General features: G+C 44.9%; 20 protein-coding genes. 4 read left to right on the plus strand and 16 right to left on the minus strand.

Annotation, left to right across the window (positions count from 1 at the left end):
- Window positions 1–96: 96 nt before the first annotated feature.
- The 8 genes from mnmA to I4V84_RS00925 form a co-directional block, all read right to left on the minus strand.
- Window positions 97–1,182: a tRNA 2-thiouridine(34) synthase MnmA gene (gene mnmA, locus I4V84_RS00890; RefSeq protein WP_243283991.1), complete on the minus strand. Its 1,086-nt coding sequence runs from the start codon at window positions 1,180–1,182 to the stop codon at window positions 97–99.
- Between the two features lie 321 nt (window positions 1,183–1,503).
- Complete coding sequence (locus I4V84_RS00895; protein WP_195991042.1) at window positions 1,504–2,679, minus strand: cysteine desulfurase family protein; 1,176 nt, start codon at window positions 2,677–2,679, stop codon at window positions 1,504–1,506.
- 20 nt (window positions 2,680–2,699) lie between these two features.
- Window positions 2,700–3,872: a serine hydrolase domain-containing protein gene (locus tag I4V84_RS00900; RefSeq protein ID WP_173715957.1), complete on the minus strand. Its 1,173-nt coding sequence runs from the start codon at window positions 3,870–3,872 to the stop codon at window positions 2,700–2,702.
- Window positions 3,873–4,019: 147 nt separating this feature from the next.
- Window positions 4,020–5,570, minus strand: a complete 1,551-nt coding sequence (gene cls / locus I4V84_RS00905; RefSeq protein ID WP_118578023.1) for a cardiolipin synthase — start codon at window positions 5,568–5,570, stop codon at window positions 4,020–4,022.
- A 174-nt stretch (window positions 5,571–5,744) separates the two neighbouring features.
- A complete protein-coding gene (rpsU, locus tag I4V84_RS00910; protein WP_004222305.1) occupies window positions 5,745–5,921 on the minus strand; it encodes a 30S ribosomal protein S21 in 177 nt (58 codons plus the stop codon).
- 159 nt (window positions 5,922–6,080) lie between these two features.
- Window positions 6,081–8,720, minus strand: coding sequence for an alanine--tRNA ligase (alaS, locus tag I4V84_RS00915; RefSeq protein WP_195991043.1), 2,640 nt, complete (start codon window positions 8,718–8,720; stop codon window positions 6,081–6,083).
- A 210-nt stretch (window positions 8,721–8,930) separates the two neighbouring features.
- Entirely contained in the window at window positions 8,931–10,160 is a 1,230-nt protein-coding gene (gene tyrS / locus I4V84_RS00920) for a tyrosine--tRNA ligase (RefSeq protein WP_148461974.1), read from the minus strand.
- Between the two features lie 597 nt (window positions 10,161–10,757).
- On the minus strand, window positions 10,758–12,131 hold the full coding sequence (locus I4V84_RS00925) for a cell wall hydrolase (protein ID WP_173769069.1): 1,374 nt from the start codon (window positions 12,129–12,131) through the stop codon (window positions 10,758–10,760).
- 374 nt (window positions 12,132–12,505) lie between these two features.
- On the opposite strand from I4V84_RS00925, the gene I4V84_RS00930 reads away from it, so the two are divergent.
- Entirely contained in the window at window positions 12,506–12,796 is a 291-nt protein-coding gene (locus I4V84_RS00930; RefSeq protein ID WP_118578021.1) for a hypothetical protein, read from the plus strand.
- 175 nt (window positions 12,797–12,971) lie between these two features.
- Here the strand turns inward: I4V84_RS00930 and I4V84_RS00935 are convergent, their stop codons facing one another.
- A complete protein-coding gene (locus tag I4V84_RS00935; RefSeq protein ID WP_173717738.1) occupies window positions 12,972–13,130 on the minus strand; it encodes a hypothetical protein in 159 nt (52 codons plus the stop codon).
- A gap of 186 nt (window positions 13,131–13,316) precedes the next feature.
- On the opposite strand from I4V84_RS00935, the gene I4V84_RS00940 reads away from it, so the two are divergent.
- Window positions 13,317–13,682, plus strand: a complete 366-nt coding sequence (locus tag I4V84_RS00940; RefSeq protein WP_118578020.1) for a hypothetical protein — start codon at window positions 13,317–13,319, stop codon at window positions 13,680–13,682.
- A 75-nt stretch (window positions 13,683–13,757) separates the two neighbouring features.
- On the plus strand, window positions 13,758–14,030 hold the full coding sequence (locus tag I4V84_RS00945) for a hypothetical protein (protein WP_195991044.1): 273 nt from the start codon (window positions 13,758–13,760) through the stop codon (window positions 14,028–14,030).
- Between the two features lie 24 nt (window positions 14,031–14,054).
- Here I4V84_RS00945 and I4V84_RS00950 read toward each other — a convergent pair whose 3' ends face one another.
- The 7 genes from I4V84_RS00950 to I4V84_RS00980 all read right to left on the minus strand — a co-directional run bounded on the left by I4V84_RS00950 (window position 14,055) and on the right by I4V84_RS00980 (window position 19,762).
- Entirely contained in the window at window positions 14,055–15,317 is a 1,263-nt protein-coding gene (locus I4V84_RS00950; protein WP_195991045.1) for a competence/damage-inducible protein A, read from the minus strand.
- A gap of 127 nt (window positions 15,318–15,444) precedes the next feature.
- Window positions 15,445–15,984, minus strand: coding sequence for a CDP-diacylglycerol--glycerol-3-phosphate 3-phosphatidyltransferase (gene pgsA, locus I4V84_RS00955; RefSeq protein ID WP_195991046.1), 540 nt, complete (start codon window positions 15,982–15,984; stop codon window positions 15,445–15,447).
- The gene (gene rimO, locus I4V84_RS00960) at window positions 15,968–17,305 is read right to left on the minus strand and encodes a 30S ribosomal protein S12 methylthiotransferase RimO (RefSeq protein WP_118578016.1); all 1,338 of its coding nucleotides are present in this window, start codon (window positions 17,303–17,305) and stop codon (window positions 15,968–15,970) included. Before rimO ends, pgsA begins: the two co-directional genes overlap by 17 nt.
- 1 nt (window position 17,306) lies before the next feature.
- Window positions 17,307–17,651, minus strand: a complete 345-nt coding sequence (gene rpoZ / locus I4V84_RS00965; protein ID WP_118578015.1) for a DNA-directed RNA polymerase subunit omega — start codon at window positions 17,649–17,651, stop codon at window positions 17,307–17,309.
- A 135-nt stretch (window positions 17,652–17,786) separates the two neighbouring features.
- A complete protein-coding gene (gmk, locus tag I4V84_RS00970; protein ID WP_173772474.1) occupies window positions 17,787–18,413 on the minus strand; it encodes a guanylate kinase in 627 nt (208 codons plus the stop codon).
- Window positions 18,406–18,672 carry an extracellular matrix/biofilm biosynthesis regulator RemA family protein gene (locus I4V84_RS00975; RefSeq protein ID WP_118578014.1) on the minus strand — a complete coding sequence of 89 codons (267 nt, stop codon included), beginning with the start codon at window positions 18,670–18,672 and terminating at the stop codon, window positions 18,406–18,408. Before I4V84_RS00975 ends, gmk begins: the two co-directional genes overlap by 8 nt.
- 211 nt (window positions 18,673–18,883) lie before the next feature.
- Window positions 18,884–19,762 carry a YicC/YloC family endoribonuclease gene (locus tag I4V84_RS00980; RefSeq protein ID WP_148461967.1) on the minus strand — a complete coding sequence of 293 codons (879 nt, stop codon included), beginning with the start codon at window positions 19,760–19,762 and terminating at the stop codon, window positions 18,884–18,886.
- A gap of 252 nt (window positions 19,763–20,014) precedes the next feature.
- Between I4V84_RS00980 and I4V84_RS00985 the strand changes: the two genes are divergently transcribed.
- Window positions 20,015–21,763, plus strand: coding sequence for an NFACT RNA binding domain-containing protein (locus I4V84_RS00985; protein WP_173717734.1), 1,749 nt, complete (start codon window positions 20,015–20,017; stop codon window positions 21,761–21,763).
- Window positions 21,764–21,807 lie beyond the last annotated feature (44 nt).

Here is a 21,807-nt window from a genome sequence, read left to right on the forward strand (position 1 = left end):
AAAAACAACCAGAATTTAATATAGACTTAGCTATATTTCTTCCGGTTGTTTTACATCAATGTATTTTCAACAGATATCATGCAATTTCGGATTTTATCAGCCTGTGATCACACCACCGCCAATGACTACGTCTCCATCATAAAGCACAGCTGCCTGCCCTTTGGTGATAGCTCTCTGGGGCTCATCAAAAATGATGTGTACACTATGTTCTCCAGTAACTTTTACAGTTGCCCACTGCTCCTTCTGGCGGTAACGTACCTTGGCTTTGGCGCGAAATTCTGCCGGCGGGATATCAAAGGAGATGAAATTAAAGTCTTCCACATCCAGTTCGCGATGGAACAAATCTTCATTATCTCCCAGAATCACGCGGTTCTCTGCCGGACAGATTTTGGTAACGTAAACAGGCTTGCCAGCTGCAATGCCAAGCCCCTTTCGCTGACCTACCGTGTAGCCAATAATTCCTTTATGATGCCCAAGCACATTTCCGTCTTTATCTGTAAAATCGCCTGCCGGATAGTCTTTTCCTGTAAACCGGCGGATAAATCCAGCATAATCCCCATCTGGGACAAAACAGATATCCTGGCTGTCCGGCTTATCTGCGTTATAGAAATTCTGCTGGTCTGCGATCATGCGGGTCTGATGTTTATTCATGTCTCCAAGTGGAAACATGGTGTGTGCCAGCTGCTCCTGAGTAAGAGAGTAAAGAACATAACTCTGGTCTTTTGCAGGGTCAGCTGCTTTTTTCAGAAGATATCTGCCATCTTCCCGCTTTTCAATTCTGGCATAGTGTCCGGTTACTACATAGTGACAGCCTAATTCTTCTGCACGATGGTAAAGGCTGTTGAATTTCAGGTAGCGGTTGCAGTCAATGCAGGGGTTGGGAGTTGCACCGTTTTCATAGGCTGCTACGAAGCGGTCCATAACTTGTTTTTTAAAATCTGCGGTGAAATTAAACACGTAATACGGGATTCCAAGATTATGCGCTACGCTCCTTGCATCCTCCACATCATCCAGAGAACAGCAGCTTTTTTTGCGGCTCACACCGGCATCTTCATTCTGGAAAAGCTTCATGGTGACACCGATGCAGTCATATCCATGCTCCTTCATCAGGTAAGCGGCCACTGAAGAATCTACGCCGCCACTCATGGCGATCAATGCTTTTTTCATATTGTCTGATTCCATATTTATACCTCATAAAAACTGAAAACTATTACTATTTAATGTGTTTAAGTCCCAGCCGACACACAGCATTTGGGCAATGTGTATTACTCCAGCGAGCCATTTCAGGCGCGCTCTTAGCGTAAGCGAAATCCAGCGCTTACGGAGACTTATGCGTGAGGGCTCTCCCGAACGCATTAGTCGCAGTTAGCGATTAGTTCGCTGTAGCGTTGCGCCGGCGAGTGAGTAATACACATTGTCCAAATGCGTCCGCATTGAAGAACTTTTAATCAACTAAATAGCAATCTATTCTAATAATCATATCTTGTATCATACACGATTCTTTTAATCCTCGCAATGCTTTTTCCGCCAATCATCTGACATTCCGCGGAGTTGTTCCACCACCTGGGGAATCACTTCCAGCATATAATCGATTTCTTCCTCAGTATTGGAAATGTCAAGGCTGATTCTGAGTGAACCCTGGGCGATTTCAGGAGCGAGACCAAGAGAAAGAAGTACATGGCTTGGATCCAAGGCACCTGATGCGCAGGCAGAACCGGAAGAAGCACAGATTCCCCTGCTATCCAGAAGAAGCAGCAGGCTTTCACCGGATACACCTTCAAAGCAGAAATTCACATTACCAGGCAAGCGTTTCTCCCTGGAACCATTCAGTATACTATAAGGAATCTGCGAAAGCCCCTGAATCAAACGATCTCGCATGGCGGTAACCTTGGCTTCATTTTGTTCCATCAAAGTGCACTCTTCTTTCAGAGCAGCTGCCATTCCCATAATTGCCGGTAAATTCTCTGTGCCAGGCCGTTTTCCACGCTCCTGACCGCCGCCCTCCATAAGAGAAGTCAGTTCAATCCCCCGTTTCACATACAATGCACCGATTCCTCTTGGACCATGAAATTTATGTGCGGAAAGAGATAACATATCAATATTCTGTTTCTTCACATTTACCGGGATATGTCCTGCTGCCTGCACTGCATCTGTGTGAAAAAGCACCCCGTGAGCACGACAGACTTCTCCAATTTCCGCTATAGGAAGAACAGAGCCAATTTCATTATTAGCAAACATAACCGTAACCAGACAGGTATCCGGCCGAATTGCTTCTTCCACCTGAGCAGCTGTAATATTCCCCTCTGCACCCACATCCAGAAGCTGAATCTCAAATCCCTGCTCCTTCAGCCTTCTCAGAGTATGAAGCACCGCATGATGCTCAAACGCAGTAGAAATAATATGCCTCTTATTCTGTTTCGCCCCAAGCATAGCCGCTGACACAATTGCCTGATTATCTGATTCTGTCCCACCTGATGTAAAAAAAATCTCTTTCGGCATACAGCCAAGGCAACGTGCGATCTGCTCTCTCGCCGTCTGTAAGGCATCATTTGCTGCCATCCCAATCTGATGAATACTGGACGGATTTCCGTAACTATTCTCCATTGCAGAAATCATAGCCTTCATTGCTGTCTGACTTATTTTTGTGGTTGCTGCATTGTCTGCATAAATTCTAGGCATAACTCAAATTCCTCTTTATATTACATTCCAAGAAGCAGCACATTTCTCAGCTTCCTTGTAAGATCAAATGTCCCTGCATCTTTCTTCTGCATCATCATAAGAATCGTCATATTCTCCTTGGGAAAATTGGCGAAATAGCAGCCAAGCCAGCCATCCCAGCCATATTCACCCTCACAGCATGCAAAGGGTGCCTTCCACGGATCCGTCATCACACGCATCAGATTTCCATAAGAATATCCATTCATCTCCCACCATTTTTCAAACCACTCCTGCTGACATGCTATAAGCTTGTGGGTGGTCATATATTCCACAGAAGCAGGCTTAAGGATCTGTCTGCCCTGGAAGCTGCCTTTGTTTATCAGCATAGCCGCAAATCTGGAATAATCCTCAATGGTGGAAACAAGCCCTGCCCCTCCGGCTTCATAAGCAGGCGGTACGTCCATGGAAAGACGGATTCCCAGACTGTTGTCACGGAATTCTTTCATTTCACCGGCAGTCTGCTCATAAGTCATGGCCAGTCTGTCCAGCTTCTCACCTGGAACATAGAAATCTGTATCTTTCATTCCCAAAGGCACAAAAAGCTCTTTCTTAAGAAATTCACCGTATTTCATGCCGGAAGCCTTCTCCACCACTGCTGCCAGAATATCTGCGGATACCCCATACTTCCAGCGCTCTCCGGGCTGAAACTCCAAAGGACATCTGCCGATCTTATCTGCAAATTCCAGTGTTGTCATGGGATGCTCTGTATTCAGACGTGCATGTATTTCTTCCATCACATTTCCAACGGCAAACTCGGCGGCACTGCTGTTTCCGCCATAAGTCAAACCACTGGTCATAGACAACAAATGATAAACCGTTACATTATGCCATACTGGTGCCAGTCCGCCAGGTACAGACACCATCTGGTCTGCAAATCCCGGAATATATCTGGAAACCGGATCTGCCAGATCAATTACTCCTCTTTCAAATAAAATCATGGCCGCTGCCGCTGTAATCGGTTTCGTCATGGAAAAAAGACGGAATATGGTATCCCGTTCAATCATTTTCCCATTTGCTTTATCCGCATAGCCACACTGAAGATAGGCTTCCTCCTGGCCGTCCTTTATTACCATCATATTCATACCGGCAATCTGATTATCCTTTACTGCCTGATCCATAATCGTCTGAAGCTGTTTCTTTATCTCTTTTCTCATATCTGACCTCCTGATTTATATATGGCAATGCCGCAGGTAAGGGGCATCATCTATATACTCATTCTGCATAAGGTTTAGAGCGTGTTTGAAAAATCATTTCCGCAATCTATACGCCTCAATTTGCAGAAACCCCTTTTTGAACACGCTCTACAGCATCGGTGCAAATAACCTTAGAATACTCTGCATCGCCCGCACTGCAATATTTCTTCCACGACAGAATTCCAAAGATACCGGATTACAATATTCCAGGGTATCTGTGAAATCCTTTTTAATATCATAAATCACCTGATTCCGATAGATCCATACACCATCCTCAAAGTGAAGATACAAGCTCCGGTAGTCCAGATTGATGGTTCCCACAACAGCGATCTCGTCATCACATACAAAGGACTTGGCATGTAAAAATCCCGGCTGATATTCATAGATTTTCACTCCTGCTTCCAGAAGCTGCTCGTAGTAAGACTGGGTAAGAAGAAATACCAATTTTTTGTCTGGAATCCCAGGTGTCATCAGACGGACATCCACACCACTTTTTGCTGCGAGACAAAGAGCAGTCATCATCTCATTGTCAATAACAAGATAGGGTGTACAGATATACACATACCTTTTTGCACGATTGATAATATTCAGATAAACATTCTCTCCAACAGTCTCGTTATCCAGCGGAGAATCACAAAACGGCTGAATATATCCATCCCCTTCAAATGCCTCCGGATGCCATACATGAGGCAGATATTTCTCAAGTGAATGATCCTCACGGTTATTGGTAATCACATTCCACATATGGAGGAACATGGCAGTCATGTTCCAGACAGCTTCCCCCTTCAGCATAACCGCAGTGTCCTTCCAGTGTCCAAAGCGCTCCTTCTGGTTGATATACTCATCTGCCAGATTTACACCACCGGTAAATCCCACATATCCATCAATAATACAGAATTTCCGATGGTCACGGTTATTCTGGATAATATTCAGGATCGGACGGAAAGGATTGAACACCTGACACTTGATTCCTTTGGATCTCATGGTTTCATAATATTTATGAGGGAGCGTGGTAAGACATCCCATGTCATCATAAATCAGACGGACATCCACACCTTCCTGAACCTTCCTCTCCAGTATATCCAGTATGGTTCTCCACATTACTCCATCATGGATTATAAAATACTCAATAAAAATATAATGCTGTGCTTGCTCCAGTTCCCTTACAAGAACCGGGAACATGTCATCTCCAACCTGGAAATATTCTGCGGTAGTATTTCCGTGAATAGGATAACCTGCATTATGATATATATAATCCGACTGGTTGCATGCAGATATATCTTCTGCCTCCAGAAGATCATGTATTTCAGGATCTGTCTGTAAAAGATTACCGGACTTCATCAGCATCTCATTAAATCGATCCTGCATATAAGCAGCAATTCTGGAACGTCCAAATACAAGATACAAAACAAGGCCAAAAATTGGCAGGCACAGGATCAACATCGTCCATGCCAGTTTATACGAGGGGTTTATCTTTCGATTCACAATTTTCAGAACAACCAGAATACTGATAACATCCAGAATAAAAGACATATATCTGGAATATCCTGCAAGACGCAGAAATATAGTCAACAGCCAGCCAAGCTGCACCGCCATGGCAAATATTACATAAAATACCCGGTTAAACAGAAGCTTGGCTATTTTTTTCAAAATCATCATAAGTTTATATTTTCTCCTTCATACACCGGTCAGCAACAAAACGGACATGTGGTCAGCCAGCGATATCACCATATATAAAAATCAGTTCTTCCCTGAAGACAATGAGCCAAATTTGAAGATATTGCGGGATTTAAAAATCCCTGACTGAATGCAGCCAGGGATTTTTGCGCACAATTAATTATATTTACGTTTTCTTGCGGCTTCAGATTTTTTCTTACGACGAACGCTTGGTTTCTCGTAATGCTCTCTTTTGCGGATTTCCTGCTGGATACCTGCTTTTGCACAGCTTCTCTTGAATCTGCGAAGAGCGCTATCTAAAGTCTCGTTTTCTTTTACGATAACGTTTGACATAGACTCACACCTAACCTCCCTCCAGTTGTAGATTGTGCTAAAATACAACTGTCTGGGTATTTTTCTTGCACGAACATTATTATATATCATGCACTCGGGGTTCGTCAACAACTTTTGGTTTAATTTTACAAAAATTTTTGACAAAATTTTGAGTGTTTTTTAGTGAATCTGTCCTTCCAGGATTCCGGCTGCTGCTTCGATTGCCTCGCCTGCCTTCTCCGGATTCTTTCCACCAGCCTGAGCCATATTCGGACGTCCGCCACCGCCGCCGCCAACGATTGCAGCAACAGCTTTGATCAGGTTTCCTGCATGTGCTCCTGCTTTCTGTGCAGAATCAGTAGCCATTGCAAGAAGGTTCACCTTGCCCTCATTTACTGCAGCAAGGACAACGACGCCCTCGCCAAGCTTCTCTTTCAGCTGGTCACCAAGATCACGAAGTCCGTTCATGTCAACGCCCTCTACCTTGGCAGCAAGGAGTTTCACACCTTTTACTTCTACAACCTGATTCATAACATCTCCCAGAGCACCCTGAGCCAGTTTGCTCTTCAGAGATTCATTCTCACTTGCAAGAGCCTTCACCTCACCCTGAAGATGTGTGATCTTCTCAATCATCTCGGAAGGGGTTGTTTTCAGAGCCTTGGCAGCCTCGTGAAGAAGTGCTTCCTGCTTCTTATAATATTCCAGAACCCCGTTTCCGGTCAGTGCCTCAATACGGCGGACACCTGCTGCGATACCGGACTCAGAAACAATCTTAAACAGCATGATGGAGCTTGTATTTACAACATGGGTACCACCACAGAGCTCTCTGGAAAAATCACCCATAGATACCACACGTACCTTCTGGGAATATTTCTCACCGAACAGTGCCATAGCACCAGATTTCTTAGCTTCCTCTACATCCATGATATCGGTGTGAACATCAAGTGCTGCCTGAATCTGCTCATTTACAATTTTTTCAACTTTACCGATTTCCTCAGCAGTCATAGCTGTAAAGTGGGCAAAGTCGAAACGAAGTCTGTCAGCAGTTACAAGAGAACCCTTCTGCTCTACATGAGAACCAAGAACTTCTTTCAGAGCTTTCTGAAGAAGATGTGTCGCACTGTGGTTCTTCTCAATATCTTTTCTTGCAGCAACATTTACTTTCAGAGAAACGGTCTCTCCCTTGGAAATCATGCCAGATTCCATATATCCTACATGACCGAATTTGCCGCCGCGAAGCTTGATGGTATCTTCTACGATGAATTTGCCATTTGCAGTCTCGATCACACCGGTATCTCCAACCTGACCACCCATAGTTGCATAGAAAGGTGTTTTCTCTACGAAAACAGTACCCTTCTGTCCTTCCATCAGGGAATCTACGATCTCAGCTTCTGTAGTAAGAACAGTAACCGGAGATTCAAAGGAAAGGTGATCGTATCCAACAAACTCTGTGGTAACAGAAGTATCAATCTGGTCATATACAGTAGCGTCAGCTCCCATATAGTTGGTTACCTCACGGGAGGAACGTGCTTTCTCTCTCTGCTCATCCATAGCAGTCTTGAAGCCTTCCTCGTCGATCTCGTAGCCCTTCTCCTCAAGGATCTCCTTGGTCAGATCAAGAGGGAATCCGTAAGTATCATATAATTTAAATGCGTTTTCACCGGAAAGAGTCTTCTCTCCAGCTGCATTCATAGCCTCTTCCATATCAGCCAGGATACGAAGTCCCTGGTCGATGGTCTTACCGAACTGGTTCTCCTCGTTGGTGAGAACGTTGAAGATAAATTCTTTCTTTTCTTCCAGTTCCGGATATCCATCCTTGGAACCGTCAATTACTTCTGCACTTAAAGTAGCAAGGAAGTTGCCCTCAATTCCCAGAAGTCTTCCGTGTCTTGCAGCACGGCGGATCAGACGGCGAAGTACATATCCACGTCCTTCATTGGTAGGCATAATACCATCGGAGATCATGAATGTCGCGGAACGGATATGGTCTGTAATCAGACGGATGGAAACATCGTCCTCATGATGTACCCCATACGGTTTGCCGGAAATCCTACTTACCAGGTTACGAAGGGAACAGATGGTATCTACATCGAAAATGGAATCTACGTCCTGGACAACAACAGCCAGACGCTCAAGACCCATACCGGTATCAATATTCTTCTGTTTCAGAGTTGTATAATTGCCATTTCCGTCATTCTCAAACTGGGTAAATACGTTGTTCCATACTTCCATGTAACGGTCGCAGTCACAGCCTACTGTACATCCCGGCTTGCCGCAGCCATATTTTTCTCCACGGTCATAGTAAATCTCGGAACATGGACCGCATGGACCTGCGCCGTGCTCCCAGAAGTTATCCTCTTTGCCAAATTTGAAAATACGCTCTGCCGGAATTCCGATCTCTTTATTCCAGATATCGAAAGCCTCATCATCCTCCAGATAAACAGACGGATAAAGACGGCTGGCATCCAGACCTACCACCTCAGTCAGGAACTCCCATGACCAGTGAATGGCCTCTCTTTTAAAGTAATCTCCAAAAGAGAAATTACCAAGCATTTCAAAGAATGTACCGTGACGTGCAGTCTTACCTACATTCTCAATATCACCTGTACGGATACATTTCTGACAGGTACTGACTCTTGTACGTGGTGGTTTCTCTGCTCCTGTGAAATATGGTTTCAGTGGTGTCATTCCTGCATTGATCAGCAGGACACTTTTATCGCCCTGTGGAACCAATGAAAAGCTTTTCAGAACAAGATGTCCCTTGCTTTCCATGAAATCCAGAAACATTTTTCGAAGTTCGTTTACTCCGTATTTCTTCATTTCAATTCTCCTCCTACGCAATAAAGAAGTACTTTCGTTACTGTAAACAATAACGTGCATTCCTCTTATTGGAATGCTTGCATGGTTTATATGATAGCATATATCTTTATCACGGTCAAAATATTTTTTGCATAAGTCGGGGACCAGTACAAAAATCTGTTTTCGCATCAACGATCAGATTTAGAGCGTATCTGGTCCCCTTTTATGATCTTATTTTACAAATACTTTATTAAATTTCTTCTTTCCTCTCTTAAGGACAATACCGTCACCTGTGAGAGCGTCTTTGGAAAGTACATGTCTGATGTCCGTCACTTTCTCACCGTCAACGGAAACGCCGCCCTGCTCGATGGCTCTTCTTCCCTCGGAACGGGTTGTTACAAGAGCGGATTTTACAAGAAGGCTGATCAGGTCGATATTGCCTTCTTCGTCAAAATCCTCTGCTGCAAGCTCAGTGGTCGGCATATGCTCTGTATCAGCTCCGCCTGCAAAAAGTGCCTTGGCACCAGCCTCTGCCTTCTTCGCTTCCTCTGTTCCATGAACAAGCTCGGTAAGCTGGAATGCAAGGATCTCTTTTGCCTTGTTCAGCTGGCTGCCTTCCCATTTCTCCATCTCCTGGATTTCTTCCAGCGGAAGGAAGGTAAGAAGCTTCATGCATTTGATAACATCTGCGTCGTCCACATTTCTCCAGTACTGGTAGAAATCGAATGGAGATGTCTTATTTGGATCCAGCCAGACAGCACCAGACTGTGTTTTACCCATTTTCTTACCTTCTGAGTTAAGAAGAAGGGTGATTGTCATAGCATATGCGTCTTTTCCAAGCTTACGGCGAATCAGCTCAGTACCACCAAGCATGTTGCTCCACTGGTCATCGCCACCGAACTGCATATTGCAACCGTATTTCTGATACAGCATATAGAAGTCATAGCTCTGCATGATCATGTAGTTAAATTCCAGGAAGCTTAAGCCTCTTTCCATACGCTGTTTGTAGCACTCTGCTGTAAGCATACGGTTAACAGAAAAGTGAGCTCCAACCTCACGTAAAAGCTCCACATAATTCAGGTTCATCAGCCATTCTGCATTGTTTACCATAAGTGCCTTTCCATCAGAAAAGTCGATGAAACGCTCCATCTGTTTCTTGAAACAGTCAATGTTATGCTGGATGGTCTCTTTCGTCAGCATCTGGCGCATGTCGGTTCTTCCGGATGGGTCACCGATCATACCGGTTCCGCCGCCAAGAAGGGCGATTGGTCTGTTCCCTGCCATCTGCAGACGTTTCATCAGGCAAAGTGCCATGAAATGTCCTACATGAAGGCTGTCTGCGGTTGGGTCAAATCCAATATAGAAAGTTGCCTTTCCGTTATTTACCATTTCTTTAATCTCATCTTCGTCTGTTACCTGGGCGATCAGGCCTCTGGCTTTCAGTTCTTCCCAAACTGTCATTTTTTTTCCTCCTGTAAAATAGATATATGAGCTGCTTATTCTCTCTTCACGAAAAAAGCCGCTGCAAATATAAAAAGCCCGGTTCTCATGCCCCTTTAGGACGAGAACCGGGTCCCGCGTTACCACCTAAATTTACAGAAAGCTCGCACTTTCTGCCTCGATAAGTGACCATACTGAAAAATTCTTCCAGACGATTATCCCCACAGACAATACTGTCCAAAAATAAATGTCTTCAAATACTCTTCAGAATTATCACCCCGGCATGATAACGTATGCCACTCCGTCACAGCCTACTGGATTTCTGCAATCAATCACAAGCGCCTGTCCGCTGCTGTCTCTGCCACTTCAAAACCGTTCGGTGCAAAGCTCCGGGATGTATTCACAATGGATCTCTGCACGCGCCTCTCACCATCCGGCAGCTCTCTGTGTGCTCTTTCCAAAGCTACTTGTTCCCTTCAAAGCCTTTCTCATTTAATACTTGCAAGTATACAAAGGCTGTCTGTTTTTGTCAAGGATTTTAGCTTTGTATTTTAGCAACTCACCGCGGTAAAGTTTGCTATTATCATTTATACTGTTTCTACATCTGTATAGCTACCTTTATACCCAGTCCACAAAAAATGTATGATCCTTGTATGTCTCATATACAACCTTTTTAAAATTCAATGGCTGTTTCCAGAATGCAGAAGTCATCATAAAATACTTATAATTAAAATCTTTGGCCTTGATTCCGCTTACTGTACGCGGTGTACCATTCAGCACATAAGCATTAAAACTGTCAAGTGCCTGCTGGGCAGCTTCATAAGCGCTTGCACGGTCAATAAACTGACCATTCAGACGTTTCAGCAGCTGGTTGTTTGTCACGACTGAATACTGGGGGAAGGTAGTTCCCTGGTAAAGCACATAACGGACACTGGACGGAAACTCCTTGTCCAGAGTTCTGTTCAAAAGGCAGAGAGCAACTGCCTTCATACCTGCAATTCCCTGGTCTCCTGCCTCAGCCTCGCAGACAGCTGCCAGAATATCAAGATCAGACTTGGTTCCATCTGCAACTCCCGGATGACTCTTAAGCTCCTTCATAATAGTAAAATTGCGGCCACGTTTCTCATCATACCAGGTAAAGGTAATACTGCTGTCATTGTCATCCTTTCCTGAATCCTGTTTCTCGGAAGCAACACCATTGGAATCAAACGCGTAGGTCTTTCCTCCAATGGAAGCTGTAGTGTTTACGTACATCACGCCTGTTGTTCCAAAATAATAGCTGTTTCCATCCAGACTCAGCCAGCCGGTCTGCGCTTTGCCATCTGTGGTACTAAAATAATACCGCTTGCTTCCAACCTTGCCAAAGCCTTTCTGATAACGGACTCCGCTGGTCTTGGAAAAATAATAGATATTTCCATCTACAGTCTTAAGTCCGGTATACATAATACCTGTGCTGGTATTAAAATAGCGGGTATATCCCTTAGAATCCGTGAACCAGCCGGTAAGCATCTGACCATTGCTCTTGAAATAACGTTTCTCTTTCTTAGCTGTGGTCTGCCAGCCCTTTACCATAGCACCGGTTCCGCTGGTAAAATAATATTTCTTACCCTTTAAGGTCAGCCAGCCGCGGACAAGCTTACCATTGGAAGGTCTGAAATAACGGGTTACGGTTCCGCTCTTCAGAAAACCGGTGGCCATCACACCTTTTCCCTTGGTAAAATACCGGATGTTTCTGCCCTTACTGTCTTTTTGCCATCCTTTTAACTGTACGCCTGTTTTTTTATTAAAATAGTATTTCTTGCCTTTCAGAGTCAGCCAGCCTTTCTGCTTGGCTCCGCTGGCTGTTATGTAGTAGGTCTTGCCGTTTATAGTCTTAAATCCGGCTTTCGCAGCCTGAACATCCCTTGTCATCAGAAAAACCGTACATAATGTGGCAATCACAAGCAGCACCAGAGCCAGACTTTGCTTTCTGTTTCTCTCTTCTTTTATCATAGCATTTTCCTCTCTTTGACCTGACTAATTCCGAAGCTTTCCCACCTCTGCTTTTCACAAACAGTTACTGTTTACTCCGTGACCAGTAACACGCTTCGCGATGCACAGAAATCATGCATTCGCATGATTTCGCGCTGAGATTCTCGGGTTTTCTGTGAACTTTGTTCACAAAAAACAGCGTTTGCTTCGCAGACTTAATTCTTAACAAATCAATCCTTGTTTTATATATTTTATGTCGAATTCTTTTCAAAGATTACAGAAATATTACGTTTCAGTTTATTATAGCCAAATTTCTCTTTTCTGTCAACTGCTTTGTCACACACCCCCTGTCCCCTCCATATGATGAACTGTAAACATTTTCTGGAGGTAACAGCATGAGTGATTTAGCTGCTACAAACTGTGGCTGCGGCGAGGAAAGATCCGGTTGCGGATGTGGTAACTGCGGTTGTAATAATGGCTGCGGATGTGACAATGGATGTGGGCTTTCCTTCGGGAACGGCTCCTGTGGATGCAATATTCTCTGGATCATCATTCTTCTTTGCGCATGCGGCGGCAACGGTATTGGCTGCAACAACAGCTGTGGCAACGGAAATGGTGACTGCTGCTGGATCATTATCATCCTTCTGCTTCTCTGCGGTGGATGGGGAAATGGCTGCGGCTGCTGATCTGAGTTTCCCACATATGAAAAAGGGCTGTCTTCTCAGTCCTTTTCAAAAAAAATCGGGACAGCGGGAATTTTCCCCTGTCCCCTTTTTCAGACATATTCTAAAAGCATTCTTACGTTTCCTTGTTTCTTTTTCAACCACGCTCTGGGTAGAAACTCTCTCCTGCAAATTGTCTTTAATCCCCGGTATGGTTTGCGGACTGCCTTCTTTCTTCTGACTGCTCCACACACCTGCCATTTCCTTCCTGTTTTCCTTGCTTCTTTCGCACACATTCCAGATCCAGCTCGTATATGGCATTTCCATCTATAATAAGCTTTTCATTTTCTCTTCTCATAACTTTCCCTCCTGACTTTGCGGGAAATTCATACATCCCCCTGCTATAGAATATGTTACAGATGTCAGAGCGTGTTTGAAAAATGCTTTCTGCAGAATGTGCGTCACAATTTGCAGAAGATTTCACCGTTTTCAAACCGTCGTCATATTTTAATAACAACAACATAGATATAGAAAAGGGATTTTTATGGATCAGGAATATATTGCCCAGACAGCTCTGGATCAGATGGTGGGAACTGACCAGGGACAGCTGTTAAAAGCTCTCATCCCCTATTTTCCACCCAGGCAGCAACAGTTTCTGTCCGTTTTTGCAAAAGCCAGGGAACTTTCCAATACAGTCGCTCTTTTTACAAAGCCGTCAGAAGCCATGCAGATACAGGCTGCAGCAGCCCCTGCCCAGCCTCTTGAAGTCATAAACGACCTGCGCCGCTACTGTTTTGGAGATATACGAAAGACTCTGGATCAGATCACCAATATGATGACCATGGCAGAAATGCTGAGGATGATGAATGAACCATCTCCAGAAGATAATTGCGAAGAAGAACGACAGTAAAAACAGAAAAATTTCATTCAAAACGGACATGTCGCCAATTGGCAGCATTACTATATAAGAAAGGAATGATTCCATATGGATGACAACTGGCAGGATAATCCAAAGCTTGCAGGTATCGACAAAAACAAGCTTGACATGCTCCAGCAGATGGCCCGGCAAGGAGCCGGAAAATCTCCCTCTGATCTGCTGCCATTTATTATGAATGCAGCTTCCCAGGGGAGAAATGCCGGTCTGAACTTTAACAGTAATGAAATCAATACCATCATTGAGGTTTTGAAAATGGGAAAAAGCCCCCGGGAACGTGCAAAGCTTGATAAAGTGGTAAACCTGATGAAGATGATAAAGTAAAGCATTTTCTGCGCTTAAGAAAACTTACTCCTCAACTTCTCCCATCATGCACTCGCGAAGCAGCACCAGTGCACTGGCAACAGCCTGCTGACGGATCTTGGTTCTGTTTCCGGTAAAATGATATTCCCGGGTAATCGTATGTCCATTACAGCAGCAACCCATAAACACGGTTCCAACAGGAGTCTCACTGGTTCCGCCATCCGGGCCTGCAAGGCCGGTAACAGAAAGACAGATATCAGCTCCTGAAGCTGCGCAGCCGCCCTTTGCCATCTGTCTGGCACATTTTGCAGAAACAGCTCCTACTGTTTTCAACGTGGATTTCTTCACCCCAAGGCATTCTCTCTTGGCACGGTTGCTGTAAGTAACAAATCCATGGGTAAACACCTGGGAAGCACCTGGAACATTTACAATGCGGGCAGCAATGGCACCACCTGTACAGGATTCTGCAAGAGACAGAGTTAATTTTTTCTCCTTCAGCAGATCCACAACAGATTCTTCCAGCGTTTTGTCCGCATCCAGGGCAAATACATTTTTGCCGAATCGCTTTTGAAGTTCCTTTACTACAGGTTTGATCAGCTTCTTGCAGGATTTCTCATCCTCACCCTTGGCTGTAATACGGAGATGAACCTCTCCTGTCTTTGCATATGGGGCAAGAGTTGGATTTGTCTGGGCCTCGATCATATCCTGGATATCGGCAGCCACCTGGCTCTCACCGATTCCACAGATCTTCACAACCTGGGAGCAGATGATCTCCGGCTGTTTCTTGCGAAGATATGAGAAAACAGACTCCTCAAACATAGGGATCAGCTCGTTAGGCGGTCCCGGAAGAAGAATGGCAGTCTTGCCATTTTTCTCAAGGATCAGACCAGGTGCTGTACCGTTGTGGTTATCAAGCACAATAGCGCCTTCCGGAACCTGCGCCTGCTTATAATTATTGGAGGTCACACGTCTGTCCGGATGATTCTTCTTATATTCCTTCATATAACGCTCAATACGCTTACGGGAATGAGGATCTTCAGAAAGAGGAAGTCCCATTACCTCAGCACATACTTCCTTAGTCAGATCATCCTCCGTTGGTCCGAGACCTCCTGAAAGAATTACCACGTCAGATCTGTCAAGGGCAGATGCAATCACAGCTTTCATTCGGTCGCGATTATCTCCCACAACAGACTCATAGTAAACAGAAAGTCCCAGCTGGGCACATTTCTCAGAAAGATATGCGCTGTTGGTGTTTACAATATTTCCCAGCAAAATCTCAGTTCCTACAGCTACAAGTTCTGCAATCATATATATACCTCTTTTCCAGAGCATGTTTGAAATCAGCCAACATCTCTGCTCACAAAGATGCTGGCTGATTTACATTCAAATATTCTCACTCTCTGCACGCAAAAACGTTTCGCGGGCAGCAGCTATTTTATTCCTGCATGGAAATTACATTCTTATTCTGCACAATATAAGTGATCAGAGAGATCACCGTCAGAGCAAGTGATGCCCATACAAAAACCTGTGTCAGTATTTCAAAAGCTCCCCCAAAGTTCAGGATCAGAAGAATGATCATGACCATCTGGGATGCAGTTTTAAATTTGCCCCAGTAGTTTGCAGCGATGACAACGCCGTTCTCGGCAGCGATCAGTCTGAAGCCACTGATAATAAATTCTCTTGCAATGATAATGATCACGAACCATGCCGGCAGGCGGTCAAGCTCGATCATGCAGATCAGTGCAGAACAAACAAGAAGCTTGTCAGCAAGAGGATCCATGAATTTACCAAAATTGGTAACCAGATTATTCTTGCGGGCAAGATGACCGTCAAACCAGTCCGTAATACTTGCCACTACAAAAATAGCAAGGCAGATATAGCGGTTGGCATCTCCGCCCCAGCCAGTCAGAATAAATAATACAAAAAACGGTACCAGGATCATTCTGGCAATAGTCAGTTTATTCGGTGTATTCATCTTCCAGCTCTCCTATCAAATCATACTCCAGAGCTCCGGTAACCCGGACTCTCGCAAAATCTCCTGTCATGAGAAGTTCGCCAGTCTGTACAAAAATATATCCATCGACCTTCGGCGCATCTCCGTAAGTACGTCCAATGTACGCACTCTCTCCAGATACTTTGCCCTCGATCATAACAGTCAGCACCTGACCAACGCGGCTCTCACCCTTTTCAAGAGAAATTTCCTGCTGAAGTTCCATGATCTCATCGCGTCTGGCTTCCTTGACCTCCTCCGGAATCTGATCTTCCATAGTGGCTGCCGGGGTATCCTCCTCAGCAGAGTATGGGAAAACACCAAGGCGGTCAAACTCGATCTCATCCACAAACTCCATCAGTTCTTCGTGGTCTTCCTGTGTCTCTCCAGGAAAACCACTGATCAGGGTTGTACGAAGGAAAATATCCGGGATCTCCCGGCGCAGCCTGCCAATAATATCCACCAGCTCCTGCTTGGTGGTACGGCGGCCCATGCGTTTCAGCACACGGTCACTTGCATGCTGGATCGGAAGATCCAGATAATGACAGATTTTCTTCTCTTCCTTCATAGTCTGAATCAGCTCATCATAAATCTCTTCCGGGTAACAGTACAAAATACGGATCCAGCGGATTCCCTTTATTTTGCAAAGCTCCTTTAAAAGGACATGAAGAGATTTCTTTCCATAGATGTCCTTACCATATACAGTAGTCTCCTGGGCAACCAGAATCAGCTCTTTCACCCCTTTTTCAGCAAGAGACCGGGCTTCTTTTACGAGCTGCTCCATAGGCACGCTTCTGTAGCCGCCCCGGAGTCTTGGGATAATACAGTAGGTACAATGCTTGTCACAGCCTTCTGCAATTTTCAGATATGCAAAATGTCCACCTGTGGTCAACATACGCTTACCGGAAATATCCGGAAGAAAATCAATGCTCTTGTACTCTTCAAAGTGTCTGCCTGCCTGGGCTTCCTTTACAGCCTTGCTGATATCGCCGTAAGAGGTTGTACCAAGAATAGCATCCACTTCAGGTATTTCCTCTGAAATTTCTTTCTTGTAACGCTGTGCCATGCAGCCGGTAACGATCAGCACCTTGCAGGTACCTGCCTTTTTCTTCTCTGCCATTTCAAGAATGGTATTTACACTTTCTTCTTTGGCATCACCGATAAAACAGCAGGTATTGACAATAATGACCTCTGCTTCGTCCTCATCATCAACGATCTCATGTCCGTCTGCAGCAAGCATTCCAAGCATTTCCTCAGAATCTACCAGATTCTTATCACATCCAAGGGAAATGAACAGTAATTTCATATTATTCTGCACTCTCCTCAGACTCAGCAGGATCAACTGCAGCTGCAGGTTCTTCAGCAGCAATCTCCTCTGCAGAATGTCCTGCGATCTCTGCTAAATCCTCTTCCTCATGTTTACCTGGAAGGATCTTAACCTTTCCGTGATATAACTCGTCAATTGCGATAGAAAGAGGTTTCTTGCCTTTAACATTATCTGCCAACGGCTTTGCACCGCCGATCAGCTGACGCGCACGCTTGCTTGTAGCAAGAATCAGGGAATAACGGCTGTTGAGCACCATGCTCTCATCGTCGTCCTCATTGTTGGTATTGATTGCTTCGATTAACTCAGAATAAGATGGATGGATCATATATATACTCCTTTCAAAAATTGTGATTATTGTTATAATTTTTATAAAGATTCGCAGCTTCAAACTGTATTTTCGCGAATAAAGTCGCAAATCGATATTTCATTTTATGGCAGTTTCATCTGCTCTTTATTTGGATTATTCTTCCACAAACTTTGCTGCCTGTGCCTGGATCTCATGGATAAAACCAAGGTTTCGCCTCATGGCGAAATGTTCGCTCTGAATAATATTATGAAGCCTGTCTACAGCATCCTCCAGCTGGTCATTCACCAGCAGATAGTCGTACTCGTCAACTCCCTCTGCCTCCTGTGCAGCTCTTGCAAGACGCTGGTGGATCACTTCCGCAGTCTCAGTGCCTCTTCCAACAAGACGCTCTTTCAGTTCCTCCATGGAGGGCGCTGTTACAAATACCAGCACAGCTTCCGGGAATTTCTTCTTGATCTTGCGGGCTCCCTGAATCTCGATCTCCAGGATCACATCCCGGCCTGCTGACAACTGCTCCTCCACATAAGCCTTAGGTGTGCCGTAGTAATTCTCCACGTACCGGGCATATTCGATCAGCTGATCCTGACGGATCATTTCCTCAAATTCTTCTTTTGTGCGGAAAAAGTATTCTCTTCCGTCTTCTTCCCCTGGTCTGGGGTTTCTGGTGGTGGCAGATACAGACAATGCGTAATTGTCGTACTTCGCCATCAGGCTTTTCATAATGGTGCCTTTTCCTGCTCCGGAAAATCCGGAAACAACTGCCAAAACTCCTCTACTCATGGCCCTCTCCCTTATTTTCTATAACTTCTGCAAATCTGCGAGCGATCGTGTCCGGCTGGATCGCAGATAATATCAGAATGTGGTCTGAGGTAACGATCACAGACTTGGTCTTTCTTCCCTGAGTGGCATCCACAAGGGAATTGGAACCCTTCACACTCTGAACCATTCGTTTCACCGGAGCGGCATCCGGGTTTACCACAGCTACGATTTTCTGGGAATTCACCACATTGCCGAATCCGATATTGATTAATTTTGCCATGTTTTCACCCTTCTGTCAATAAGGAAAGCTTACGTCTTTGATTCTCTAGTACATCGCTTCGTAAATAACTATACCAATCACGTAGGATGTGGATTCGAGTGTGCAGGTATAAAAACGCAGGCGTAGCGGGCTACGCCGAGGCTTTTATACCTGTGCAATCGGATTCACAGACAAGTGAGTGGTATAGTTATTTCGAAAACGATGTACTAGGTTACTCCACATTCTGAACCTGTTCTCTGATCTTCTCAATCTCTGTCTTCAGATCAATCGCTATATTGGAAATAATCAGATCACTTGATTTCGACAAAATGGTATTTGCCTCACGGTTCATCTCCTGTGCCATAAAATCAAGCTTGCGTCCGATGCCTTCCTTCTCCTCCAGCATCTTCTTCATTCCCTGGATATGGCTGTGGAGACGGACGGTTTCCTCATCGTTGCAGATCTTGTCAGAGAACAGGACAACTTCTGCTGCAATACGGGAATCTTCGATCTGAGAATCCTCCAGAAGCTCATGAACCTTGGCTTCCAGCTTCTCTCTGTAAGAATCCACAACCTCCGGAGAGCGGGCTTCTACCTGACTTACCTTCTCATCAAGAGCATCCAGCTTGGCGATCAGGTCGTTCTTCAGATTCTCTCCCTCTCTTGCACGGGACTGGGCAAATTTCTCGCAGGCCTCACGAAGCGGTGCTTCCAGAACTGCCCATAATGCGTCCTCATCTACAGACTGCTCCTCCATAGTCAGCACGTCCGGATAACGGGAAAGAGCTCCTGCCTTCACATCGTTCTCAAGGCCAAATTCCTCTGCCATCTGACGGATATATGCAAGATATTCTCCTGCAAGCTCCTTATTATACTTCAGTGCGCCACAGCTTAAGGTGTAGTCCTCATATGTGATAAACACATCCACTTTACCACGCTGCATATAGGTCTTCATAAGATTCCGGATCGCGCCCTCAAGGAAAACCAGCTTCCTTGGCATTTTGATACTCAGATCCAGATATCTGTGATTGACGGATTTTAACTCAACGGTGATTTTCCGCTCTTTTGTAATCACCTCGGCCCTTCCAAAGCCGGTCATACTTTTTATCATAGTAATCTCTTTCTTTATTTTTATTCCGAATACTGTCTGAAAAGAGTACCATTCCGCATAACAGAATCATCTCTGATATTCAGGCAATAACTCTACGCAGGTTACCGTTCACAGTTGCCTACGCATACAGATTTATTATAGTTCATTCTAAAACCCTAGTCAAATCCTTTTTTTGCTGTTATAATAAAGTCTGCATGTCACGGTTACTGGTCACGGAGCGACCGGTAACCTGTCAACAGAAAGGAGTTTTTTATGGCTTTTGACGGAATTACCATTGCTGCAATGGTTTCTGAATTAAATAAAAATCTCTCCGGGGGACGCATTAACAAAATTGCCCAGCCGGAAAGTGACGAACTGCTGATCACCGGAAAAGGTGCAAATGGTCAGAAGCGTCTGCTTCTCTCCGCCAGCGCCTCCCTGCCTCTGATCTATTTTACAGGCAAAAACCGGATCAGCCCTTTGACTGCTCCTAATTTTTGCATGCTTCTCCGCAAGCACATCGGAAGCGCCAGGATCACTGCGATACGCCAGCCTGGTCTGGAGCGTGTTGTAGAATTTGAGCTGGAGCACCTGAACGAACTTGGTGATGTATGCCATAAGGTTCTCATTATGGAACTGATGGGAAAGCACAGCAACATTATCTTCTGTGATGATAATAATATGATCCTGGATAGTATCAAGCACGTATCCTGCAACGTAAGTTCTGTACGTGAAGTTCTGCCAGGACGTCCTTATTTCATCCCCCACACTCAGGACAAGCTGGATCCTCTTACCATTTCCAGAGAGGATTTCATGGAAAAAGTATGTGGCAGATCCAATGCTGTCTCCAAAGCTCTCTATCAGACGCTTACCGGTTTCAGCCCGGTAATGGCTCAGGAACTTTGCTATCGCGCTTCCATTGATGGAAATGACGATGTCCAGACATTAGATGAGAATACCAGAGAGCAGCTTTATACAGAATTCACCCGTTTAATGGAACAGATCCGGAGGGAAGAATTTACCCCGGTTATTGTTTTCAAAGGGGACGAGCCGGTTGAATACGGTGTTCTTCCTTTTTCCCAATATGGAGAAGGCTTCACCACCCGGACCTTTGAATCTGTGTCAGAGATGCTGGAAACCTATTATGCCTCCCGCGACGTGATCACCCGTATCCGTCAGAAATCTGCGGATCTCCGAAAGATCGTCCAGACTGCCCTTGACCGCAACCGAAAAAAATTAAGCCTTCAGCAGAAGCAGATGAAAGACACTGAGAAAAAAGACAAATACAAGGTTTACGGCGAATTGATCAACACCTACGGCTACGGTCTGGAAGAAGGCTGTAAATCCTTTAAGGCTGTGAACTATTATAATGGAGAAGAAATCACCATTCCTCTTGATCCTACCCTAACCCCACAGGAGAATTCCAAAAAGTATTTCGATCGTTACGGTAAGCTGAAGCGTACCCAGGAAGCTCTGGAGGTTCAGATTGCAGATACCACCAGCGAGATCGAACATCTGGAATCCATCTCCAATGCCCTGGACATTGCCGCTGAGGAGAGCGACCTTTCCCAGATCAAGGAAGAGCTTATGGAATACGGCTATGTGAAGCGCCACTACGGAAATAAAAAAGGTGCCAAAATGCAGGTGAAATCCAAACCCTTCCATTATGTTTCCAGTGATGGCTACGATATTTATGTAGGAAAAAACAACTACCAGAATGATGAGCTGACCTTTAAATTTGCCACAGGAAATGACTGGTGGTTCCATGCCAAAAAGATGCCGGGCTCCCATGTTGTGGTAAAGACAAAAGACGGCACACTTCCGGACCGCACCTTTGAAGAAGCAGGAAATCTTGCAGCCTTTTATTCCAAGGGACGCACTGCACCAAAGGTAGAGATTGATTATCTCCAGAAAAAGAATGTGAAAAAGCCGGCTGGAGCCAAACCGGGATTTGTAGTTTATTATACCAATTATTCTTTGATGGCTTCACCAGATATTGCAGGAATCCAGCAGCTTTCCTAATTGCAACCGTTTTTCCCTCTTTGCATTTGCATACAGCCTTGAAT

The organism is Ruminococcus sp. 1001713B170207_170306_F1, from assembly GCF_015668065.1.
Taxonomy (GTDB): Bacteria; Bacillota; Clostridia; order Lachnospirales; family Lachnospiraceae; genus Blautia_A; species Blautia_A faecis.